This window comes from Aquitalea aquatilis (genome assembly GCF_005155025.1).
In the GTDB taxonomy this organism is placed as follows: domain Bacteria; phylum Pseudomonadota; class Gammaproteobacteria; order Burkholderiales; family Chromobacteriaceae; genus Aquitalea; species Aquitalea aquatilis.
Genome location: NZ_CP039731.1, coordinates 3219625 through 3237195 on the forward strand (window position 1 = coordinate 3219625; position 17571 = coordinate 3237195).

The following is a 17571-nucleotide window of genomic DNA, read 5'->3' on the forward strand; positions in this document are numbered from 1 at the left end:
TAAGACGAGATTGTGAACGGCTGGCAGTTTTGATATCGCGGGGAGCGGTATGGCGGTAGATGAGCCAGTAAATGCCCGTTAATACCATTATTCTTGAGGTTTTATTTTAAAATGCTCAATGAATTAGTAATGGTGTTGACGTGCTTGAGTGAAGATCGGAATATGGCAGCCTGCCTGTTGATTGTTTAATGTCTGCAAAAGCGCAGCAGGCGGCAATGTGGTTTTAAGCAATTATAAAAATAGGATCCTCCATGCGTACTCTACGTTCCAGAATGCTGGTGTTTGTATTGATGATGCTGGTAGCCATCTCGCTGCTGTTTTGCGGTGTGGCTTACTGGAAGATGAAGGACGCCTTGCTGTCTTCCATCAGTGATCAAATCAGCCAGACAGCAAACAACAAGGTCAGCTTCATTACCGAATGGGTAAGTACCCGTCAGAATATTGTGGGTTCTGCTCTGCTGCACTTTACCGAGGGGGACATGAAACCCATCCTCGACCAGTCGCAAGTAGCCGGCAAGCTGGATGACATGTATGTCGGCGAACCCAGCAAGAAGATGACCCAGTTCACCGGTTCTACTCCGGTGCCGCCGGGTTATGACCCGACTGGTCGCCCGTGGTATCTGGCGGCCAGCAACGCGCAGGAAGCCATTGCTACCGCGCCGTATATCGATGCCGCCACCAAGAAGCCCATCATTACCTTTGCCAAGGCCCTGCGCAAAGACGGCCAACTGGTAGCGGTGGCCGGTGGTGACGTATCGCTGCAGCGGGTGGCTGAAGAAGTGGTGTCCTCCAAGCTGCCGGGCGATGGCTTTGCCTTCCTGATTACCGGTGACGGCTCGGTGATTGCCCATCCGGTCAAGGATTCCGGCATGAAGAAGATCGGTGAGGTAATGACCGGCTTCGACCTGAACGGCATCAGCAAGGACGGCGCACTGCAAACAGTGAGCATCAACGGCGAATCCAGCATGACCGCGCTGTATCCGGTGGGGAAGACCGGCTGGCTGCTGGGCGTGGTGGTGCCGGTGGCTGCGGCTACCGTGTCCGTTACCCATTTGATCGAGCTGATGATCGGTGTGCTGATTGCCGGTGTGGTAGTCGTGGCACTGCTGGCCACGGTTGGTGTGGCGCGCATGCTGTCCGGCCTGACCGAGCTGCGTGATGCCATGCGCAATGTGGCGAGCGGCGACGGCGACCTCACCCTGCATCTGCCGGTGCACTCGCAAGATGAAGTGGGCCAGATTGCCGAGGCGTTCAATGGCTTCGTGCACAAGCTGCACGGCATGTTCGTGTCGGTACGTAACGACGCGGAAGCCCTGGCACGAGATACCTCGGCCCTGCACCAGGCGGCAGAGAGCATTGCCTCGGATTCGCGTGTGCAGTCTAACGAGCTGTCGGCCACGGCGGCAACCATCGAGCAGATTACCGTCAGCATCAACCATATCGCCGACAATGCCGGCGAGACCGAAGTGCTGGTGGCCAGCACCCGCGAGAACTCGGAAGACTCCTACCAGGCCATGGAAAAAGTGGCCAGCGAGGTGCAGTCCATCGTGCAGACTGTGGACGCACTGCAGAGTGCCATGGGTGACCTGTCTTCTCATTCCGAGCAGATTCGCGGCATCGTGGCAGTGATTCGCGATATTGCCGACCAGACCAACCTGCTGGCACTGAATGCGGCCATCGAGGCCGCCCGTGCCGGTGAACAAGGCCGCGGCTTTGCGGTCGTGGCTGATGAAGTGCGCAAGCTGGCCGAGCGTACCGCCTCGGCCACGGTGGAAATCGCGCAGATGATCAATAGCGTGATGAGCCAGACCGAAGTGGCCATTGGTCACACCAGCAAGACCAACGAGCGGGTGGCCACCGGTGTGGCCCTGTCGCGTGAAGCTGCAGACAAGGTGGGCAAGATCAAGGCCAGCACCCACGATATCGCGGGTCGCATGTCGGAAATCACCAGTTCGACCAAGGAGCAGAGCACGGCTACCACCGTCATGGCGCAAAGTGCCGAACGCATCAATGCCAAGGCGCTGGAAAGTGATGAAAACGTGCAACGCATCCTCAGCATCATTCAGGACCTGTCCCGTCGCGGCGGCGACCTGCGTGCGCTGGTGTCGCAGTTCAAGCTGTAAGGCTGGTGTGGCTGCAGTAGTCTGCCACTGAACAGAACCCCCGCCATGGCGGGGGTTTTGCTTGTCCAGTCAACAATGGAGTGTGCTGTTACCAGGCCCGGCCATGCTGGGCCTCGCTATTCAAGCCGCTGCTTGCGTGGCCGTCCGGCTTGCTCCCCCGGCGGTGTCCTTGCCCTGCCTGCATGCGGTGTTGGCTGGAGGGCCGGCGCGCTGATCTTGAACCATCGTCTCACCCGGCATGCCGGGTTTTTTAACGTTTGGCTGGCCGTGCCGGGAGGGCTGCTGCCAATGCGCCACCATGACTGACGAAAAGAACAGTTTTTTGCTCGGAACTTTCACCTCACGACAAGGAAGTATCGTCTGTTAGCCACGGGAATGAATGGCCAAGATAGCTGACAGGTGTTGTGGATCAGTCTGACCATCTGTCTGGAGGTGTGGTGATGAAAGCCTATTTGCTGACCGTGGTGGAGCGGGATGGCCGTCGTTATACGGTGTGTGCGCTGGCCAGCAGTTGCGGCGAGGCCTGCCTCAACGTGCTGGACATGTTGGGGCGGGTGGCCGGTATCAGCGGGAGGCGCATCAAATGAAGGCCAGGCTCTATCACTGGCTGGGTGGCGTTCTGCTGTCCAGCCTGTTCATCGCCGCGCTGGCCTTGGCCCAGGCGCTGGAATAGCCTGGCCTCAGCTGCTCAGGTTGGGGCTGCCTTCGTCGGCATAGGCCTGGTGGATTTTCAGTATCTCCGGCAGCGCCTTCCTGAAGGCCGGTATCAGCTCCGGGTCAAAGTGCTGACCGGACTGGCTGTACATGTAGTCGAGTGCCTCTGCCAGCGGCAGTGCCGGCTTGTAGGGGCGCACTGACAGCAGGGCGTCGAATACGTCGGCAATGGCCACGATGCGCCCGACCAGCGGGATGGCATTGCCACGCAAGCCATAGGGATAGCCGCTGCCATCCCAGCGTTCGTGGTGGGTGAGGGCGATGCTGCGGGCGGTTTGCAGCAGTTCGTCATCATGGATGCCGATGATGTCGGCCCCCATCAGTGGATGCTGCTTCATCAAGACCCACTCGGCACTGTCCAGCTTGCCGGGTTTGAGCAGGATGTGGTCTGGAATGCCGATCTTGCCGATGTCGTGCATGGGGGCGGCCAGCTGCAGTATTTCCTGCGCCTTGTCACCCAGGCCTGCCACTTCGGCAATCAGCCGCGAGGCATGTGCCATGCGGATGACGTGATTGCCGGTTTCATTGTCCTTGAACTCGGCCGCCCGCCCCAGGCGCTGGATGATCTGCTGGCGCGAGGTCAGCAGTTCGTGGGTACGCTGGGCCACCATGCGCTCCAGTTCGCGCGTCTGGTCGTACAGTGCCAGCTGGGTACGCACCCTGGCCTTGACCACCGGTGGGCTGATCGGCTTGGTGATGTAGTCGACCGCACCGATTTCCAGTCCCAGTTTTTCGTCTTCCACCGAGCACATGGCGGTGACGAAGATTACCGGAATGTGCTGGCGGTCGGGATTGGCCTTCAGTCGACGGCAGACTTCATGGCCGCTCAGCCCCGGCATCATCACATCCAGCAGGACAAGGTCGGGCGGCGAGTCGGAATAGATGATCTGCAGCGCCTTTTCGCCATTGGCCGCCACCTTGATGCTGTAATCGTCTTCCAGGATGGCGGCCAGCAATTCGATGTTTTCCGGTACGTCATCAGCAATCAATATGCTCTGGCGCAGTCTGAGATCGGCCATGGTGTGGGCTTTCAGTTGGCTTGCTCGGTCTGGTCGGGCTGCATGCGCGCCGCCAGCTGGTTTAGCTGCCGCAGGGCGGCATCGTAGTCGTACTGGGCCGCCAGCCGCGACAGCTGGCGGGCGGCATCTGCTTCGGCATGGCCGGCCAGTGCCCGGTACAGCTCGGCGGCACTGCGGCTGGCCTTGATATCGTTGTCTTGCAGCTGGCTGGCCAGCGTGTGCATCAGTTGCCGGTAATTGACCGGGTCACTCGTCTGGCTGGCGGCTGGCTCTGCTACCGGCTCTTGCTGCACATGTTCAAGCAGGCGCTCCAGCTGCTGCTGCAGGCGCGCGATGGCTTGCTGTTGCTGGCTGTCATCACCGTCCAGGTGGTATTCCAGATGGCGGCAGGCGGCGGCCAGGGCATCGGCACCGATATTGCCAGCCAGACCCTTGAGATTGTGCACAATGCGCCGCGCCGTATCGGCTTCGCCTTGGTGCAAGGCCTGCTGCAGGCGCTGGGCGGCATCGTTCTCGCGCTCCTGGAAGCGGGTCAGCAGGCGCTGGTACAGGGTGTGATCGCCGCCCATGCGCAGCAGGGCCGACTTGCGGTCGAGCAGCGCTTCGCCTGGCGGCACCGTCGGGGCCGGCTTGCTGCTGCTGGCTGCCAGCGGCTGGCCGGGGCGCAGGTGGCGCAGCAGCACGGCGTAGAACAGCTGGATGTCGATGGGTTTGGCGATGTAGTCGTCCATGCCGGCATCCAGACAGCGCTGTTCCTCACCGGCCATCACATTGGCGGTCATGGCGATGATGGTGAGTTCCCGCCCGCGTGGCTCCTCGCGCAGCCGGCGGGTGGCTTCCAGCCCATCCATGACCGGCATCTGGCAGTCCATCAGCAGCAGTTGATAGTCTTGTTCGGCCGTCATCTGCAGGGCCTCGGCGCCGTTGCAGGCCAGCTGGGCCGTGATGCCGATCTGCCGCAGCAGTTCCAGTGCCACTTCCTGATTGGTCAGATTGTCTTCCACCAGCAGCACGCGGCTGCCCTGCAGCAGCTGGCGCAACTGCGCCAGGTCGATGCGCGGCGCGCTGCTGGCCGGCAATGCCGGCGGCTGGTGGCGGCAGGCAGTGTGAATGGCATCCAGCAAGGTGGAGAAGGTGGCCGGCTTGTCCATGATGCCGTCAACCGGCGTTTGCCCCAGTGCCTGGCTCAGGCTGTCACTGTCGTGGGCGGTGGCCAGCAGGCAGACCGGGGTGGGTAGCTCGGGCAGCGCATGGATGGCTTGCAGGGTCTGCACGCCGTCCATGCCTGGCATTTTCCAGTCTATCAGTGCCAGCTGGTAGGGCTGGCCGGCGGCATGGGCCTGCTGCAAGGCCTGCAGCGCGGCCGGGCCGCTGTCAACCGCCTCGGCCTGCAACTGCAGCGCCTGCAGCATGTGCACGAACACCTCGCGCGCGGCGGCATTGTCGTCCACCACCAGGCAGCGCAGGCCTCGGATGTCCGGCAAACTCGCTGGAAGGTCTGGCACTGACTGCGCTTTGCCCAGCCGGCAGCTGAAGCTGAAGCAGCTGCCCTGGCCGGGTGCGCTGCTGACGCTGATCTCGCCCTGCATCAGCTGGACGATGTGCTGGCTGATGCTCAAGCCCAGGCCGGTGCCGCCATAACGGCGGGTGGTGGAGCTGTCGGCCTGGGAGAAGGCCTGGAACAGCCGCTGCTGTTCGGCCTCGCTCATGCCGATGCCGGTGTCGCGCACGGAAAAATCCAGCAGGACCGATTGTTCGTCTTCCTCACGCAGGCGCACGGCGAGGGTGATTTCGCCCTGCTCGGTAAACTTGACGGCATTGCCCACCAGATTGTTCAGCACCTGGCCTAGCCGCAGCGGGTCCCCCCGCAGTTGCGGCGGCACCGTCTGGTCGATGTCGAACAGCAGTTCCAGCCCCTTGTCACGCACGTGCAGGGCGAGCAGGTCGGCTACCTGGCCGATGACGTTTTCCAGAGAAAAATCGATGTGTTCGCAATGCAGCTTGCCGGCCTCGATCTTGGAGAAATCCAGAATGTCGTTGATCAGCCCCAGCAGACTGTTGGCCGCGGCGTGTGCCTTGTCCAGATAATTGCGCTGCTGCGGATTCAGCTCAGTTTGCAAGGCCAGCTGGGTCATGCCGATGACGGCATTCATCGGGGTGCGGATTTCGTGGCTCATATTGGCCAGGAACTCGGCCTTGGCGCGGGTGGCGGCTTCCGCGCTGCGGCGGGCTTCACGGGCTTCCTGTTCGGCGGTTTTGAGTTCGCTCACATCAACGATGACGCCGATCAGCCCGCCGGGCGAGCCGTCCTGATGGCGAAAGCCGCTCACCGAATACAGCAAGTGGTGGGTTTTGCCATCGGCCAGCACCAGCTCTTCGGCACGGGATATCCGGCTGCCGCAGGCGATGACGGTTTCGTCTTCCTGCTGGAAATGCTGGCGGTCGGCCAAGGGCAGGTAGTCCAGATCCAGCACGCGCTTGCCGATGAAGTCGCGTCGCTCGATGCCGAAGGCCTGTTCGTAGGCCTGGTTGCAACCGATAAAGCGCGTATCCGCACCCTTGTAGAAAATCGGATTGGGGATGACATCCAGCAAGGCCTCCACCAGGGCCACCTGGTGCAGCAGGGCGCTGGTGCGTTCGGACACTTTCTGTTCCAGCAGCACGCGGGATTGTTGCAACTCGGTGGTATTGGCCAGCAAGCGCTGGCGCATGGCTTCCTGGGCGGCAGCCAGCTGGCTGACTTCCTGCCAGGGGGCATGCAGGGCGGTGGCGCACACCGGGGCCGCCAGGTCGAGCTGGCCGATGCGTTCGCTTTCCCGGGTCAGCAATTGCAGCGGGTTGGCAAAGCGCCGGGCCATGCGCAGTGCCACCACACCACCGCAGGCCAGCGCCGCCAGGGTAATCAACAATAGCAACAGCAGATCGCGTGGCTTGAGCGGCAAAAAGGCTGCTTCCGGTGCAACCACCGCTATCCACAATGGCTGCTGGCCAATGCGGGTGGGCTGGAACAGGCTGAACCAGTCCTGCCCGGCGGCATGGAAGCGGCTGGCTCGCCCCGGTTGCTGCTGACGGCGCAGCCAGTGCTCGTAGCCATGGGACAGCGGGTTGTCGCTGAGGCTGGCCAGCGGACGCATCAGCAAGGAGGCCGTTGGCTGGCCGCCGCCATAGGGCAGGGCCAGCACCGTGCCTTGCTCATCCAGCAAGGCCAGGGTTTGTTGCTGGGCGATGGGCAGTGTGTCGGCAAAGCTGGCAATGCTGCTGAGATTGACGTCATGACCGATGATGAAGTGGCTGCCGTCGGCGGCGGTCCAGCGGCTGGCCGCGGTGAGGCCGGTCTGGCGGGTGGTGTAAAAGATATAAGGCTGGGTCCAGTGGATGTCATGGTCATTGCTCAGTGCCATGGCACCCTTAAACCAGGGGCGCTGGCGGGCATCGTAATCTTGCTGGCGGGTTTCACTACGCAACAGCCGGCGTTTCTGGTCCCAATAAAACCAGTAGGTGGTCCGCCCCCAGCGGGCCGGATCGCTCAGGCGATTGACCCAGCCGCCATCCGCAGTATGCAGCAGCAGGACTTCCCGGCCGGATTGGTGCGCCAGATTGACCGAGGCGATCTCGCGCTGGTTTTCGATGATGGGGAAAAAGAATTCGTTGAAGCGCTGCAGTTGCTGGCGATCATCCTGCAGCCATTGGGTGTGGCTATCCCACTGGCTGTTGCGGCCCCAGGCCTGACTGGTACGCAGATTGGCATCGACTGTATCGAGCAGGCGCTGCATGCGGGCATCCAGCTGCTGGGCGGAAATCTGCATTTGCGACTGGGCTAGGCTATCCACCGTCGACTGGACGATCAGGTGATAGCAGCCAAAGGCGAACACCCCCAGGGACAGCAGGATCAGCCCGCACATGCGCAGGACCAGGCTGCTGGCAAATGTCTTTTTCAATCAGCGCTCCAATGTGAATCTGGCTGGTGCTGTGCTGTTGCGGGACTGTCGTGGCCGAACGGGCGTCAGGCGCTTGCCTGCCCGGGGCCGGATAGGGTGTGTGGCGAGTTTAAGGCAAGTGTTGGAATAGTAGCATGCGGCAAATGATTGACTCAATTGTCATGATTGATTCAAGAATGCCGGGGCAGCCGGGGGCGAAAAAGGGCAGAGCCGGGGGCTGCGGGGTGATGGCACAGGCCGGCATCAGCCAGGCCTGTACCGGCAAGCGATTTTTACTCTTTGGCAGCAGCGGCGGCGGCGCGCAGCTTGTCTTTCTTGCTCATGCGCTTGCCCTTGATGCCGCCATTGCTGTTGGGGTCGTGCTGGGCGGTGGGGCTGTTGTCCAGCGGGGCGCTTGGTGCAAAGCCCTCGATCTGCTCGCGCGGCAGCTGTTGCTGCTGTCGTTTTTCGATCAGGCGGAAATGGGCGGCACACTCGGCACTGACAAAGCTGATGGCCACACCGCTGGCCCCGGCACGACCAGTGCGGCCGATACGATGGGTGTAGTCGACCACCGAGCGCGGCAGATCGTAATTGACCACCACCGGCAAGCCGGCGATGTCGATGCCACGGGCGGCCAGATCAGTGGCGATCAGCACTTGCAGCTGCCCGCTTTTGAGGTCGGCCAGTACCTGCCCACGCTGGCTCTGGCTGCAATCGCCATGCAGGGCTGCGGCCTTGATGCCGGCGCGTTGCAATTTGCCAGCCACGCGCTCGGCACTGTGGCGGCTGGCCACGAATACCAGTACCCGTTGCCAGTTTTCAGTCTGCAGCAAATGACGCAGCAACATGGTGCGCTGGCCAGCGTCCACCTCGATGGCGCGTTGCCGGATGTCGGGTGCGCTGATTGGGCTGAGCGGGATGTCTATGCGCTGCGGCTGCTTGAGCAAGGCTTCGGCCAGGCTGCGCACGGCCGGCGGGAAGGTGGCGGAAAACAGCAGGTTCTGCCGGTAAGGTGGCAGCAGCGCCAGCAGGCGGCCGATTTCATCGGCAAAGCCCAGATCAAGCAGACGGTCGGCCTCATCCAGTACCAGGGTGTGGACGGCAGACAGGCGCAGGGCATTGTGCTCCAGCAAGTCCAGCAGCCGGCCCGGCGTGGCCACCACGCAGTCTGCACCACCGCGCAAGGCCATCATCTGCGGGTTGATCGACACCCCGCCATAGACCACGGCCACCTTGATGGCCTGCGGCAGCCTGGCGGCCAGTTCGCGCAGCGTGGTTCCCACCTGTACCGCCAGTTCGCGGGTGGGCAGCAGAATCAGGCTTTGGGTCTGGCGCGGCGAGCCGTGCTGGCCGGCCAGCCATTGCTGCAGCATGGGCAGGCAGTAGGCGGCGGTTTTGCCGGAGCCGGTCTGGGCGGTGGCCAGCAGGTCGTGGCCTTGCAGAATGGCCGGAATGGCCGCTTGCTGGATGGCGGTGGGCGCGGCATAGCCTTGTGCGCTGGCCGACGCGGCCAGGGCGGGCTGCAGGCCCAGGGAGGTGAATGGCATGTATGGAAGAGGCCCGGCATAGGTTGGGCGGCACGGCCGCCAGAGGCGCAGCAGTATCGTCCCGGCAGGCGACAGGGTCAAGGCTGCTGTAGATCGCTGCGGCGGGGCGGGTCAATTGCGAGTAAGATCGGGGCCTGCCACCAAGTAAAGCAATCTGCACATGCAAACAGAAGTCAAAGAGAAGCCCAGATACGCCATCGTGGCGTCAGTCCAGCTGCCGGATGTCAGCGATGTCGAATTCGAGGCCTCGCTCACCGAACTGAGCGAGCTGGCCAAGACCCTGGGTTTCCAGGTGGTGCATACCTTTGTACAAAAGCGTAACAGCTTCGACCGCACCGCCTACCTGGGCGTGGGCAAGCTGGAAGAAATCCACATGTACGTCAACCGCGGCCTGCGTGCTGACGAACTGGAACATGCACCACCGCAGCTGGACCCCTCCGCCATCGAGATCGACGTCTTGCTGGTCGATCATGAAATCTCCCCCTCGCAGGCGCGCAATCTGGAACTGGCCGTTGGCTGCGAGGTGATGGACCGCACCATGGTCATTCTGGAGATTTTCCACCGCAATGCCCGCTCGCGTGCCGCGCGGGCCCAGGTGGAAATCGCCCGTCTGGGTTATATGGCGCCGCGTCTGCGCGAAGCAGCCAAGCTGGCCGGGCCGCAAGGCCGCCAGCGTAGCGGCATGGGCGGCCGTGGTGCTGGCGAATCCCATACCGAGCTGGACCGCCGCAAGGTGCGCGACCGCATTGCCGAGCTGCAACGCGAAATCCTCGCCATGGAACTGGAACGCAAGACCCAGCGTGCGCGCCGGCTGGAGCGTCAGGGCCAGGGCCTTGGTGGTGTGTCGCTGGTGGGCTATACCAACGCCGGCAAATCCACGCTGATGCGGGCGCTGACCGGCAGCGAGGTGCTGGTGGCCAACAAGCTGTTTGCCACGCTGGACACCACGGTACGCGCCATTTACCCGGAAAGCGTGCCGCGTGTGCTGGTCAGCGACACCGTCGGCTTCATCAAGAACCTGCCTCACGGCCTGGTGGCTTCCTTCAAGTCCACGCTGGAAGAGGCGCTGGATGCCGCCCTGCTGCTGCATGTCATCGATGCCAGCGACCCCGGCTTCGAACGTCAGCTGGAAGTGACCGACACCGTGCTGCATGAAATCGGTGCCGATGAAGTGCCGCGCATCCGCGTGTTCAACAAGATCGACCATATCGGTGACGAAGCCGCCGAGGCCGCCTGGGCTGCCGAACTGGAGCAGCGTTATCCCGGTTGTGTGGTGATGAGTGCGCGCCGGCCGGTGGAGGTTGCCGCCTTGCGCGCGCGCATCGTGGCCTTCTTCCAGCAGGATCTGGTAGAGGACGAAGTGCTGCTGCCGTGGTCGGCCCAGCAATTGCGCGGCGAGCTGTTCAGCCAGTGCCAAGTGCTGGAAGAGCGTGCCGAGGAAGAGGGCAGCTGGTTCCGCATACGCGGTGAGCCAGAGCAACTGCGCCGGCTGCACGAGCAGCTGAATCCCGGCTCGCAAGGCCGTGAGAAGGAACACTGGGAAGTCTGACCCCCAGCCGGTCGCTCCATGAAAAACGCCATCCGGTCTGGATGGCGTTTTTTTGTGCGTCGTTCGACGGTATTTATCTACAGAACCGGTTCAGCCCGGCACACCCACAATCACGCTGGATGCCTTGAAGATGGCACAAGCCGGGCTGCCCACTTGCAGCCCCATCTCGCTGGCACTGCCATTGGTGATGATGGCGGCGATGCTGCTGCCGGGGGCCAGTTCGATCACTACTTCGGTATTCACCGCGCCCGGCAACAAGCGGCTGACCGTGCCGTGCAGCTGGTTGCGCGCCGACAGGCGCATGCCGTCGTGGCCGCTGCCGACGATGACCGAGGAGGCCTTGATCAGGGCATAGGCGGTCGCGCCGGCAGTCAGCCCCAGGCTTGCGGCACTGTCGTGGGTGATGATGGCCACCAGCCGCAGGCCGTCGGCTATTTCCAGCTCTACCTCGTCATTCACCGCACCGGTCTTGATGGCGACTACCTTGCCCAGAAACTGGTTGCGCGCACTGGTTTTCATGCTCATGCCTCCCAAAAGTAGCAGGTCGTCGGCCATGCTGCCGGCCTGACGCTGCAGATTGCACAGGAACTGTTGATGCTCCCGCTCGATGATCTGGTAATTGGCCACCAGTTGCCGGCCACGCGCTGTCAGCCGGGTGCCGCCGCCACCCTTGCCGCCGGACAAACGCTCCACCAGCGGTTCGCCAGCCAGATTATTCATGTGGTCGATGGCATCCCAGGCGGCCTTGTAGCTGATGCCGGTGGTGCGGGCGGCCTGGCTGATGGAGCCGCTGCTGTCTATCTGCGCCAGCAAGGCCAGATGCTGTGGGCTGCCAAATTTCTCGCCGGCCATGCTCAGCCACAGCGCGCCTTGCAGGGTGATGTCCTGTTGCTTCATGTCGGCTGCTCCGCCAGGGTGGGCAGGCAGGCGGCGTGCTCCTGGCAGCGCCCGCACTGCGGTGGCTTCAGTTGGGGGAGACCCAGTTGCTCGCCCAGTTCCGCATACAGGAAACGCTTCCACTTGATGTCAGCCTGATTGCGCGCATACAGCGGATACAGGTAGTACTGCAGCAGCTGGTTTAGCTCATGCCGACCAGACAAGCCCATGTCCTCCCACAGGTGACGACTGCCCAGGCTGGCCACTGCCACCACATGCGCCAGCCAGCTGCTGTGTTGCGCGTTCTCCGCCGCCGAGCGGTTGGCCAGCAGCATGTCTAGCAGCGCAGTGTGTAATGGCGGCTGCAGCGACAGCAGCTGCTGGTATTGCACATCGGTCAGCGCTTCCATGTGGCCTAATTCCGGGGCGCAGGTGGCCAGCAGCTCCAGCACGGCCTGCTGCGGCAGGCCCAGCGTCCAGGCATACAGGGGAAGTTCGCCATCCTGTGCATTGCGCAGCACACCGAGCACGGCGCGAGTCAGCAGACGGAAAGCGCATTGTTGCTGGAAGTCATCCATGGGAAGTCTCCGTCTGGCTGGTAGGTGGCTCGACCAGTCGGCCATCCTGCAGATAAAGGGTTTGTTCGCCAAAGCAGCGCACATCGTCGGCATCGTGGGTGATCAGCAGCAAGGGAATGCGCAAGCGTTGCAGCAGTTCCGCCAGCTCGGCGCGCAATTGCTGACGCAAGGACGGGTCAAGCGCCGAGAAGGGTTCGTCCAGCAGCAAGGCGCGCGGTTCGGTGACCAGGGCGCGGGCCAGCGCGGTGCGCTGACGCTGTCCGCCGGACAGGGTGGCGGGCAGCTGCCCGGCTTGTGCGGTCAGGCCAAAGGCCTCCAGCCAGTAATCCACGGCCGCATCGTGCCGCTGGCGCGCGGGATTGCGCCAGCCGCGTTGCAGGCCGAAGCCGATGTTCTGCCGCACGGTCAGGTGGGGAAACAGTGCGTAGTCCTGAAACAGATAGCCCAGCTGCCTTTGCTGCGGGCTGAGGCAAATGCCTTGTGCGCTGTCGAACAGGCAGCGGCCATCCAGCCGGATATGGCCAGCATCCGGCCGGTTCAGCCCGGCAATGGTCTTGAGCAACATGCTTTTGCCGGCCCCGGACGGGCCATAGACCACCAGCTGCTGGCAGGGGCTTTGCAGCTTGAGTTCCAGCTGGAAGCTGCGGGTGCCGCTGCGCAGGGTCTGGCTGATGGCGAGGTCGAAGCGTGGCGTGTTCATGTCAGCGCTCCGCCAGCCGGCCCGGTGCCAGCTTGCCGGCCAGCAACAGCACCAGCACACAGACCACCGAAGTCACCAGCACCAGCCGGTTGGCACTGTCGTCCTGGCCGGCTTGGACCGCTTCGTAAATGGCCACCGACAGGGTCTGGGTCTTGCCGGGAATGCTGCCGGCCACCATCAGCGTGGCCCCGAATTCGCCCAGCGCACGGGCAAAGGCCAGCAGCAGGCCAGCCAGAATGCCGCGCCAGGCCAGGGGCAGGGTAATGCGGAAAAAGATGCCGATTTCCGATACTCCCAGCACGCGGCCGGCCTGTTCCAGCTGGCCATCCACCGCTTCGAAGGCGGCGCGGGCCGGCTTGTATACCAGCGGAAATGCCACCAGTGCGGCGGCGATCACCGCGCCTTGCCAGGTGAAAATCAGGTTGATGCCAAACTGCTCTTGCAGCCAGGCACCGAGCGGGCCGCGCCGCCCCAGCAGGGTCAGCAGGTAATAGCCCAGCACGGTGGGTGGCATCACCATGGGCAGGGTCAGCAGGGTGTCCAGCAGATCGCGGCCGGGGAAACGGCCACGCGCCAGCAGCAGGCCCACTGCCACGCCCAGCAGCAGATTGAGCAGGGTGGCGCAGCCGGCTACCCGCAGTGACAGGGAAAGTGCCGTCCACGCCGGGTCGGCAAGCCAGTCGCCCATCTCAGGGCTTCTGGAAGCCGTAGCGGCTCAGCACGGCTTGTGCTGCCGGCGACAGCAGGTAATTGACGAAGCGTTGCGCCTCGGCAGCATTGCTGCTGGCTGCGGTGCGCGCCACCGGGTAGGAAATGACCTCGTCCAGCGGCACGCTGAAGGCCACTTTCACCTTGTCCGGCATGATGGCAGCGTCGGTCTGGTAGACAAACCCGGCCTCAACTTCGCCACGGGCGACATAGTCCAGCGACTGCCGCACATTCTGGGTATTGATGGCCTTGGCCTCTACCGCCGGCCACAGGCGGGCGTTTTCCAGTGCCCGCTTAGCGTAGCGGCCCACCGGCACACTGGCCGGGATGCCCAGTGCCACATGCTTGATGGCGGCCTGCTGCAAATCGTTTAGCTGCTGCAGCTTCAGCTTGCTGTCGGTCGGCACAATCACGACCAGCGCATTGCGGGCAAAGTCCTTGCGGTCCGCGCTATTGACCAGCTTCTGCTTCACCGCGCTGTCCATGGTTTCCTGGTCGGCCGAGGCAAAGACATCCACCGGTGCCCCCTTGGCAATTTGCTGCAGCAGTGCGCCGGACGCAGCGAAATTGAAATTGATCTTGCTGCCGGGGTTCTGTGCTTCAAAACCACGGGCAATGTCCTTGAACGCGTTGGTCAGGCTGGCGGCAGCGGAAACGGTGATTTCACCGGCCAGGGTGTTGCCTGCCAGCAGCATGCTGCACAGGGAAAGGGCAATCAGCCTTGCTTTCATTGCGGGCTCCGGTTTGCGTGTGAAGGCGTAATATACCCGGATATATAACGCTGGGAAATAATCCTTCCGGGGAAGGGCCTGTCGGCTGAAGTTGCTAGTGTGGCTGTCGCTGCGACATGCCGGATGGCTGTCTGGACGGTCAAGAGTAACTGCGCTGCCAGTGTGCTGTATGACAGCGCAAACCGGCTGTGGCGGCCTTGCAGAACGACCGTTCCGGCGGGGACGAGCTGCCTAGAATGGTGGGCAGGAAGACAGGTTCTGCCTGTCATGTTTGCTGACGCCACCGGAAAGCCCGCCATGTACTTTACCCAAGCCATTACCCGCCTGCCTGCCGATTCTGTTGCCACTGGCCTGACCACCGCCAGCCTGGGCGCGCCGGACGCCGAGCTGACCCGGCAGCAGTTTCGTGCTTACGTCGACATCCTGCTGCAACTGGGGTTGACCGTGACCACCCTGCCGGCGCAGCCGGATTATCCCGACGCCCATTTTGTGGAAGACACCGCCGTGCTGATGCCGGAGCTGGCCATCATCACCAATCCGGGAGCGCCATCCCGCCGTGGTGAAATCCACAGCATTGCCCCGCTGGTTTCGCGGTTCCGGCATGCCGTGTGGCTGGGAGAGGGCGCGCACATGGATGGCGGTGACGTGCTGATGGTGGACAAGCGCTTTTTTATCGGGCTGTCCAGCCGCACCAACGAGGCGGGCATCAGCCAGTTTGCCGCCGCAGTGGAGAAATTTGGCTATAGCGTGCAGGCGGTGCCGGTGGGCGCGGGGCTGCACCTGAAATCCATCGTCAACTACGTGGGGCGCAATACGCTGATTTTATCGGAAGATGCCGTCAACAACCCGGCATTCACTGGCTTTGCGCAAATCGTGCTCAGCCCGCAGGAGGAGTACGCCGGCAACACGCTGTGGATCAACGACACGCTGATCACCCCCAGCGGCTATCCGCATACCCTGCGCCAGTTGCAGGCACTGGGCCTGCCCATCATCCAGACCGATACCAGCGAAATCCGCAAGATGGATGGCGGCCTGACCTGCCTGTCGCTGCGCTTCTGAGGCGCTAGGCTGTCGCGCGGCGCGCGAGCCGGCTCAGGGCCGTGCCGCGCCGTCGCGCTTGATCTGCTGCAATTCGGTGGTGGTGAGGATTTTTTCGATGTGAAACGCAGTGCTGGCCAGCCAGCGGTCGGCCAGTTGGCGGTATTCGTCGATATGCTGGCAGCCGATGCGCAGCAGGAAATCAAAGCTGCCACTGACCAGCCAGCAATCCAGCACCTGTGGCGTGGCCTGGATTTCGCGGGTAAATGCCTGCTGCGACACCACGTGGTCGGCCAGCGACACCTGGGCCAGTACCACCAGCGCCGGTGCGGCCTGGGGCAAGTCGACAATGGCGCTGTAACCCTTGATGATGCCGGATTTTTCCAGCCGTCTGACCCGCTCCAGGCAGGGGCGGGCGGTCAGGTTTACCTGCTCGGACAGGCGCTGAAAAGGCAGGCGGCCATCCCGCTGCAATACTTCCAGGATTTTCAGGTCGATGCGGTCAAGACTGGGCTTGTGATCCATGTTTCCTGTTTTCGCGAAGCCCGGCATGGTGGGGCAAGGCTTACGATTGGAGCGGCCCACCCCGGCCTTGTCAAGCCGGCTGGCCGTCAAAAAAATGCTTGTGCCATGCGGCATCCGCTTTTACGATGAGTCTGCCCCTACATGGGCAACGTCGCTCGGACGGTTCCGGGCGCTTACGTGAAAGGTTCACATGGCTTCTTCTGCAGGCAAGCGCCGCTTTGCGCGCATCGATCGTCTCCCTCCCTACGTATTCAATATCACCGCCGAGTTGAAACTGGCCGCCAGACAGCGCGGCGAGGACATCATCGACCTGAGCATGGGCAACCCCGATGGCGCCACGCCGCCGCATATTGTGGCCAAGCTCAACGAAGTGTCGCAGCGCCCCGATACCCACGGTTATTCCGCGTCCAAGGGCATTCCACGCCTGCGTCGCGCCATTTCCCGCTGGTACAAGGACCGCTATGCGGTAGATATCGACCCCAATAGCGAGGCGATTGTCACCATTGGCTCCAAGGAAGGCCTGGCCCACCTGATGCTGGCCACGCTGGATGGTGGCGACACCGTGCTGGTGCCGGACCCCAGTTACCCGATTCACATCTACGGCGCGGTGATTGCTGGCGCGCAAATCCGTTCGGTACCGCTGGTGCCGGGCATCGATTTCTTTGCCGAGCTGGAAAAGGCCATCCGTGGCAGCTACCCCAAGCCCAAGATGATGGTGCTGGGCTTTCCGTCTAACCCTACTGCGCAGTGCGTGGAGCTGGATTTCTTCGAAAAAGTCATTGCCCTGGCCAAGAAGCACGACATCTTCGTGGTGCACGATCTGGCCTATGCCGACATCGTGTTCGATGGCTGGAAGGCCCCGTCCATCATGCAGGTGCCGGGCGCCAAGGATATCGCCGTCGAATTCTTCACTCTGAGCAAGAGCTACAACATGGCCGGCTGGCGTATTGGCTTCATGGTGGGCAACCCCGATCTGGTGGCGGCGCTGGCGCGGATGAAGAGTTACCACGACTACGGCACCTTCACTCCCTTGCAGGTGGCCGCCATTGCCGCGCTGGAAGGCGATCAGCAGTGCGTGCGTGATATTGCCGAAAAATACCAGCAGCGCCGCGATGTACTGGTGAAAGGGCTGAATGAGATCGGCTGGGAAGTGGAATGCCCCAAGGCCTCCATGTATATCTGGGCGCGCATTCCGGAAAAATGGCGCGACCTGGGCTCGCTGGAATTTGCCCGACTGCTACTGGAGCAGGCCAAGGTATGCGTGTCGCCCGGCATCGGTTTTGGCGACCAGGGCGATGAGTATGTGCGCTTTGCGCTGATCGAGAACGAGGCCCGTATCCGTCAGGCGCTGCGTGGCATCAAGGCCATGTTCAAGGAAGCGCAGATAACCGCCTGAGCGGGCGCAATAACAAAGCTGGCCGGTAGTTCCGGCCAGCTTTCAGGCTGCTGACAAAGTTATTTGGTGCGATTGCACTGGACCCGGCAAAGCCGGGCCTTCCAACTAACTGCTTGATTCCGCAGCCTTCCCCTCTATTCCCGATCC

14 protein-coding genes are annotated in these 17571 nt (G+C 62.6%); 5 read left to right on the plus strand and 9 right to left on the minus strand.

Annotated features, from left to right (window positions below; translation table 11 throughout):
• Positions 1-251 precede the first annotated feature (251 nt).
• Together FAZ30_RS15115 and FAZ30_RS20430 are read left to right on the plus strand one after the other, a co-directional pair.
• Positions 252-2123 (plus strand): methyl-accepting chemotaxis protein, encoded by a 1872-nt coding sequence (locus tag FAZ30_RS15115; protein ID WP_124641135.1) that lies wholly within the window; start codon positions 252-254, stop codon positions 2121-2123.
• 440 nt (positions 2124-2563) lie between these two features.
• Positions 2564-2710: a hypothetical protein gene (locus tag FAZ30_RS20430; protein ID WP_158613531.1), complete on the plus strand. Its 147-nt coding sequence runs from the start codon at positions 2564-2566 to the stop codon at positions 2708-2710.
• 93 nt (positions 2711-2803) lie between these two features.
• On the opposite strand, the gene FAZ30_RS15120 is transcribed toward FAZ30_RS20430, so the two are convergent.
• From FAZ30_RS15120 to FAZ30_RS15130, 3 genes are all read right to left on the minus strand, one after another.
• A complete protein-coding gene (locus tag FAZ30_RS15120; RefSeq protein WP_199730940.1) occupies positions 2804-3856 on the minus strand; it encodes an HD-GYP domain-containing protein in 1053 nt (350 codons plus the stop codon).
• A gap of 11 nt (positions 3857-3867) precedes the next feature.
• Positions 3868-7794 carry a response regulator gene (locus FAZ30_RS15125; RefSeq protein WP_137009737.1) on the minus strand — a complete coding sequence of 1309 codons (3927 nt, stop codon included), beginning with the start codon at positions 7792-7794 and terminating at the stop codon, positions 3868-3870.
• 272 nt (positions 7795-8066) lie between these two features.
• Positions 8067-9323 (minus strand): DEAD/DEAH box helicase, encoded by a 1257-nt coding sequence (locus FAZ30_RS15130; RefSeq protein WP_205676603.1) that lies wholly within the window; start codon positions 9321-9323, stop codon positions 8067-8069.
• Between the two features lie 160 nt (positions 9324-9483).
• On the opposite strand from FAZ30_RS15130, the gene hflX reads away from it, so the two are divergent.
• Positions 9484-10872 (plus strand): GTPase HflX, encoded by a 1389-nt coding sequence (gene hflX, locus FAZ30_RS15135; RefSeq protein WP_124641130.1) that lies wholly within the window; start codon positions 9484-9486, stop codon positions 10870-10872.
• Between the two features lie 90 nt (positions 10873-10962).
• On the opposite strand, the gene FAZ30_RS15140 is transcribed toward hflX, so the two are convergent.
• The 5 genes from FAZ30_RS15140 to modA are packed head-to-tail and all read right to left on the minus strand — an operon-like array spanning position 10963 to position 14465.
• Positions 10963-11769 carry a TOBE domain-containing protein gene (locus FAZ30_RS15140; protein ID WP_124641128.1) on the minus strand — a complete coding sequence of 269 codons (807 nt, stop codon included), beginning with the start codon at positions 11767-11769 and terminating at the stop codon, positions 10963-10965.
• Entirely contained in the window at positions 11766-12326 is a 561-nt protein-coding gene (locus FAZ30_RS15145) for a nitrogen fixation protein NifQ (protein WP_168190857.1), read from the minus strand. Before FAZ30_RS15145 ends, FAZ30_RS15140 begins: the two co-directional genes overlap by 4 nt.
• Positions 12319-13026, minus strand: a complete 708-nt coding sequence (locus FAZ30_RS15150; RefSeq protein ID WP_137009739.1) for an ATP-binding cassette domain-containing protein — start codon at positions 13024-13026, stop codon at positions 12319-12321. The genes FAZ30_RS15145 and FAZ30_RS15150 overlap by 8 nt, the downstream gene beginning before the upstream one ends.
• A 1-nt stretch (position 13027) precedes the next feature.
• A complete protein-coding gene (gene modB, locus FAZ30_RS15155; RefSeq protein WP_137009740.1) occupies positions 13028-13714 on the minus strand; it encodes a molybdate ABC transporter permease subunit in 687 nt (228 codons plus the stop codon).
• A 1-nt stretch (position 13715) separates the two neighbouring features.
• Positions 13716-14465: a molybdate ABC transporter substrate-binding protein gene (gene modA / locus FAZ30_RS15160; protein WP_137009741.1), complete on the minus strand. Its 750-nt coding sequence runs from the start codon at positions 14463-14465 to the stop codon at positions 13716-13718.
• 297 nt (positions 14466-14762) lie between these two features.
• On the opposite strand from modA, the gene FAZ30_RS15165 reads away from it, so the two are divergent.
• Positions 14763-15524: a dimethylarginine dimethylaminohydrolase family protein gene (locus tag FAZ30_RS15165; RefSeq protein ID WP_137009742.1), complete on the plus strand. Its 762-nt coding sequence runs from the start codon at positions 14763-14765 to the stop codon at positions 15522-15524.
• 33 nt (positions 15525-15557) lie between these two features.
• Here the strand turns inward: FAZ30_RS15165 and FAZ30_RS15170 are convergent, their stop codons facing one another.
• Positions 15558-16028, minus strand: a complete 471-nt coding sequence (locus FAZ30_RS15170) for an Lrp/AsnC family transcriptional regulator (protein WP_137009743.1) — start codon at positions 16026-16028, stop codon at positions 15558-15560.
• 190 nt (positions 16029-16218) lie between these two features.
• Here FAZ30_RS15170 and alaC point away from each other — a divergent pair, with 190 nt between their 5' ends.
• The gene (gene alaC, locus FAZ30_RS15175; protein ID WP_137009744.1) at positions 16219-17424 is read left to right on the plus strand and encodes an alanine transaminase; all 1206 of its coding nucleotides are present in this window, start codon (positions 16219-16221) and stop codon (positions 17422-17424) included.
• Positions 17425-17571: the final 147 nt, after the last annotated feature.

Excerpts from the sequence above, each read along its gene's own strand:
- FAZ30_RS15115 (WP_124641135.1), top strand. The coding sequence starts at position 252 with ATGCGTACTCTACGTTCCAGAATGCTGGTGTTTGTATTGATGATGCTG.
- FAZ30_RS20430 (WP_158613531.1), top strand. The coding sequence starts at position 2,564 with ATGAAAGCCTATTTGCTGACCGTGGTGGAGCGGGATGGCCGTCGTTAT.
- FAZ30_RS15120 (WP_199730940.1), bottom strand. The coding sequence starts at position 3,856 with ATGGCCGATCTCAGACTGCGCCAGAGCATATTGATTGCTGATGACGTA.
- FAZ30_RS15130 (WP_205676603.1), bottom strand. The coding sequence starts at position 9,323 with ATGCCATTCACCTCCCTGGGCCTGCAGCCCGCCCTGGCCGCGTCGGCC.
- hflX (WP_124641130.1), top strand. The coding sequence starts at position 9,484 with ATGCAAACAGAAGTCAAAGAGAAGCCCAGATACGCCATCGTGGCGTCA.
- FAZ30_RS15140 (WP_124641128.1), bottom strand. The coding sequence starts at position 11,769 with ATGAAGCAACAGGACATCACCCTGCAAGGCGCGCTGTGGCTGAGCATG.
- FAZ30_RS15145 (WP_168190857.1), bottom strand. The coding sequence starts at position 12,326 with ATGGATGACTTCCAGCAACAATGCGCTTTCCGTCTGCTGACTCGCGCC.
- FAZ30_RS15150 (WP_137009739.1), bottom strand. The coding sequence starts at position 13,026 with ATGAACACGCCACGCTTCGACCTCGCCATCAGCCAGACCCTGCGCAGC.
- modB (WP_137009740.1), bottom strand. The coding sequence starts at position 13,714 with ATGGGCGACTGGCTTGCCGACCCGGCGTGGACGGCACTTTCCCTGTCA.
- modA (WP_137009741.1), bottom strand. The coding sequence starts at position 14,465 with ATGAAAGCAAGGCTGATTGCCCTTTCCCTGTGCAGCATGCTGCTGGCA.
- FAZ30_RS15165 (WP_137009742.1), top strand. The coding sequence starts at position 14,763 with ATGTACTTTACCCAAGCCATTACCCGCCTGCCTGCCGATTCTGTTGCC.
- FAZ30_RS15170 (WP_137009743.1), bottom strand. The coding sequence starts at position 16,028 with ATGGATCACAAGCCCAGTCTTGACCGCATCGACCTGAAAATCCTGGAA.
- alaC (WP_137009744.1), top strand. The coding sequence starts at position 16,219 with ATGGCTTCTTCTGCAGGCAAGCGCCGCTTTGCGCGCATCGATCGTCTC.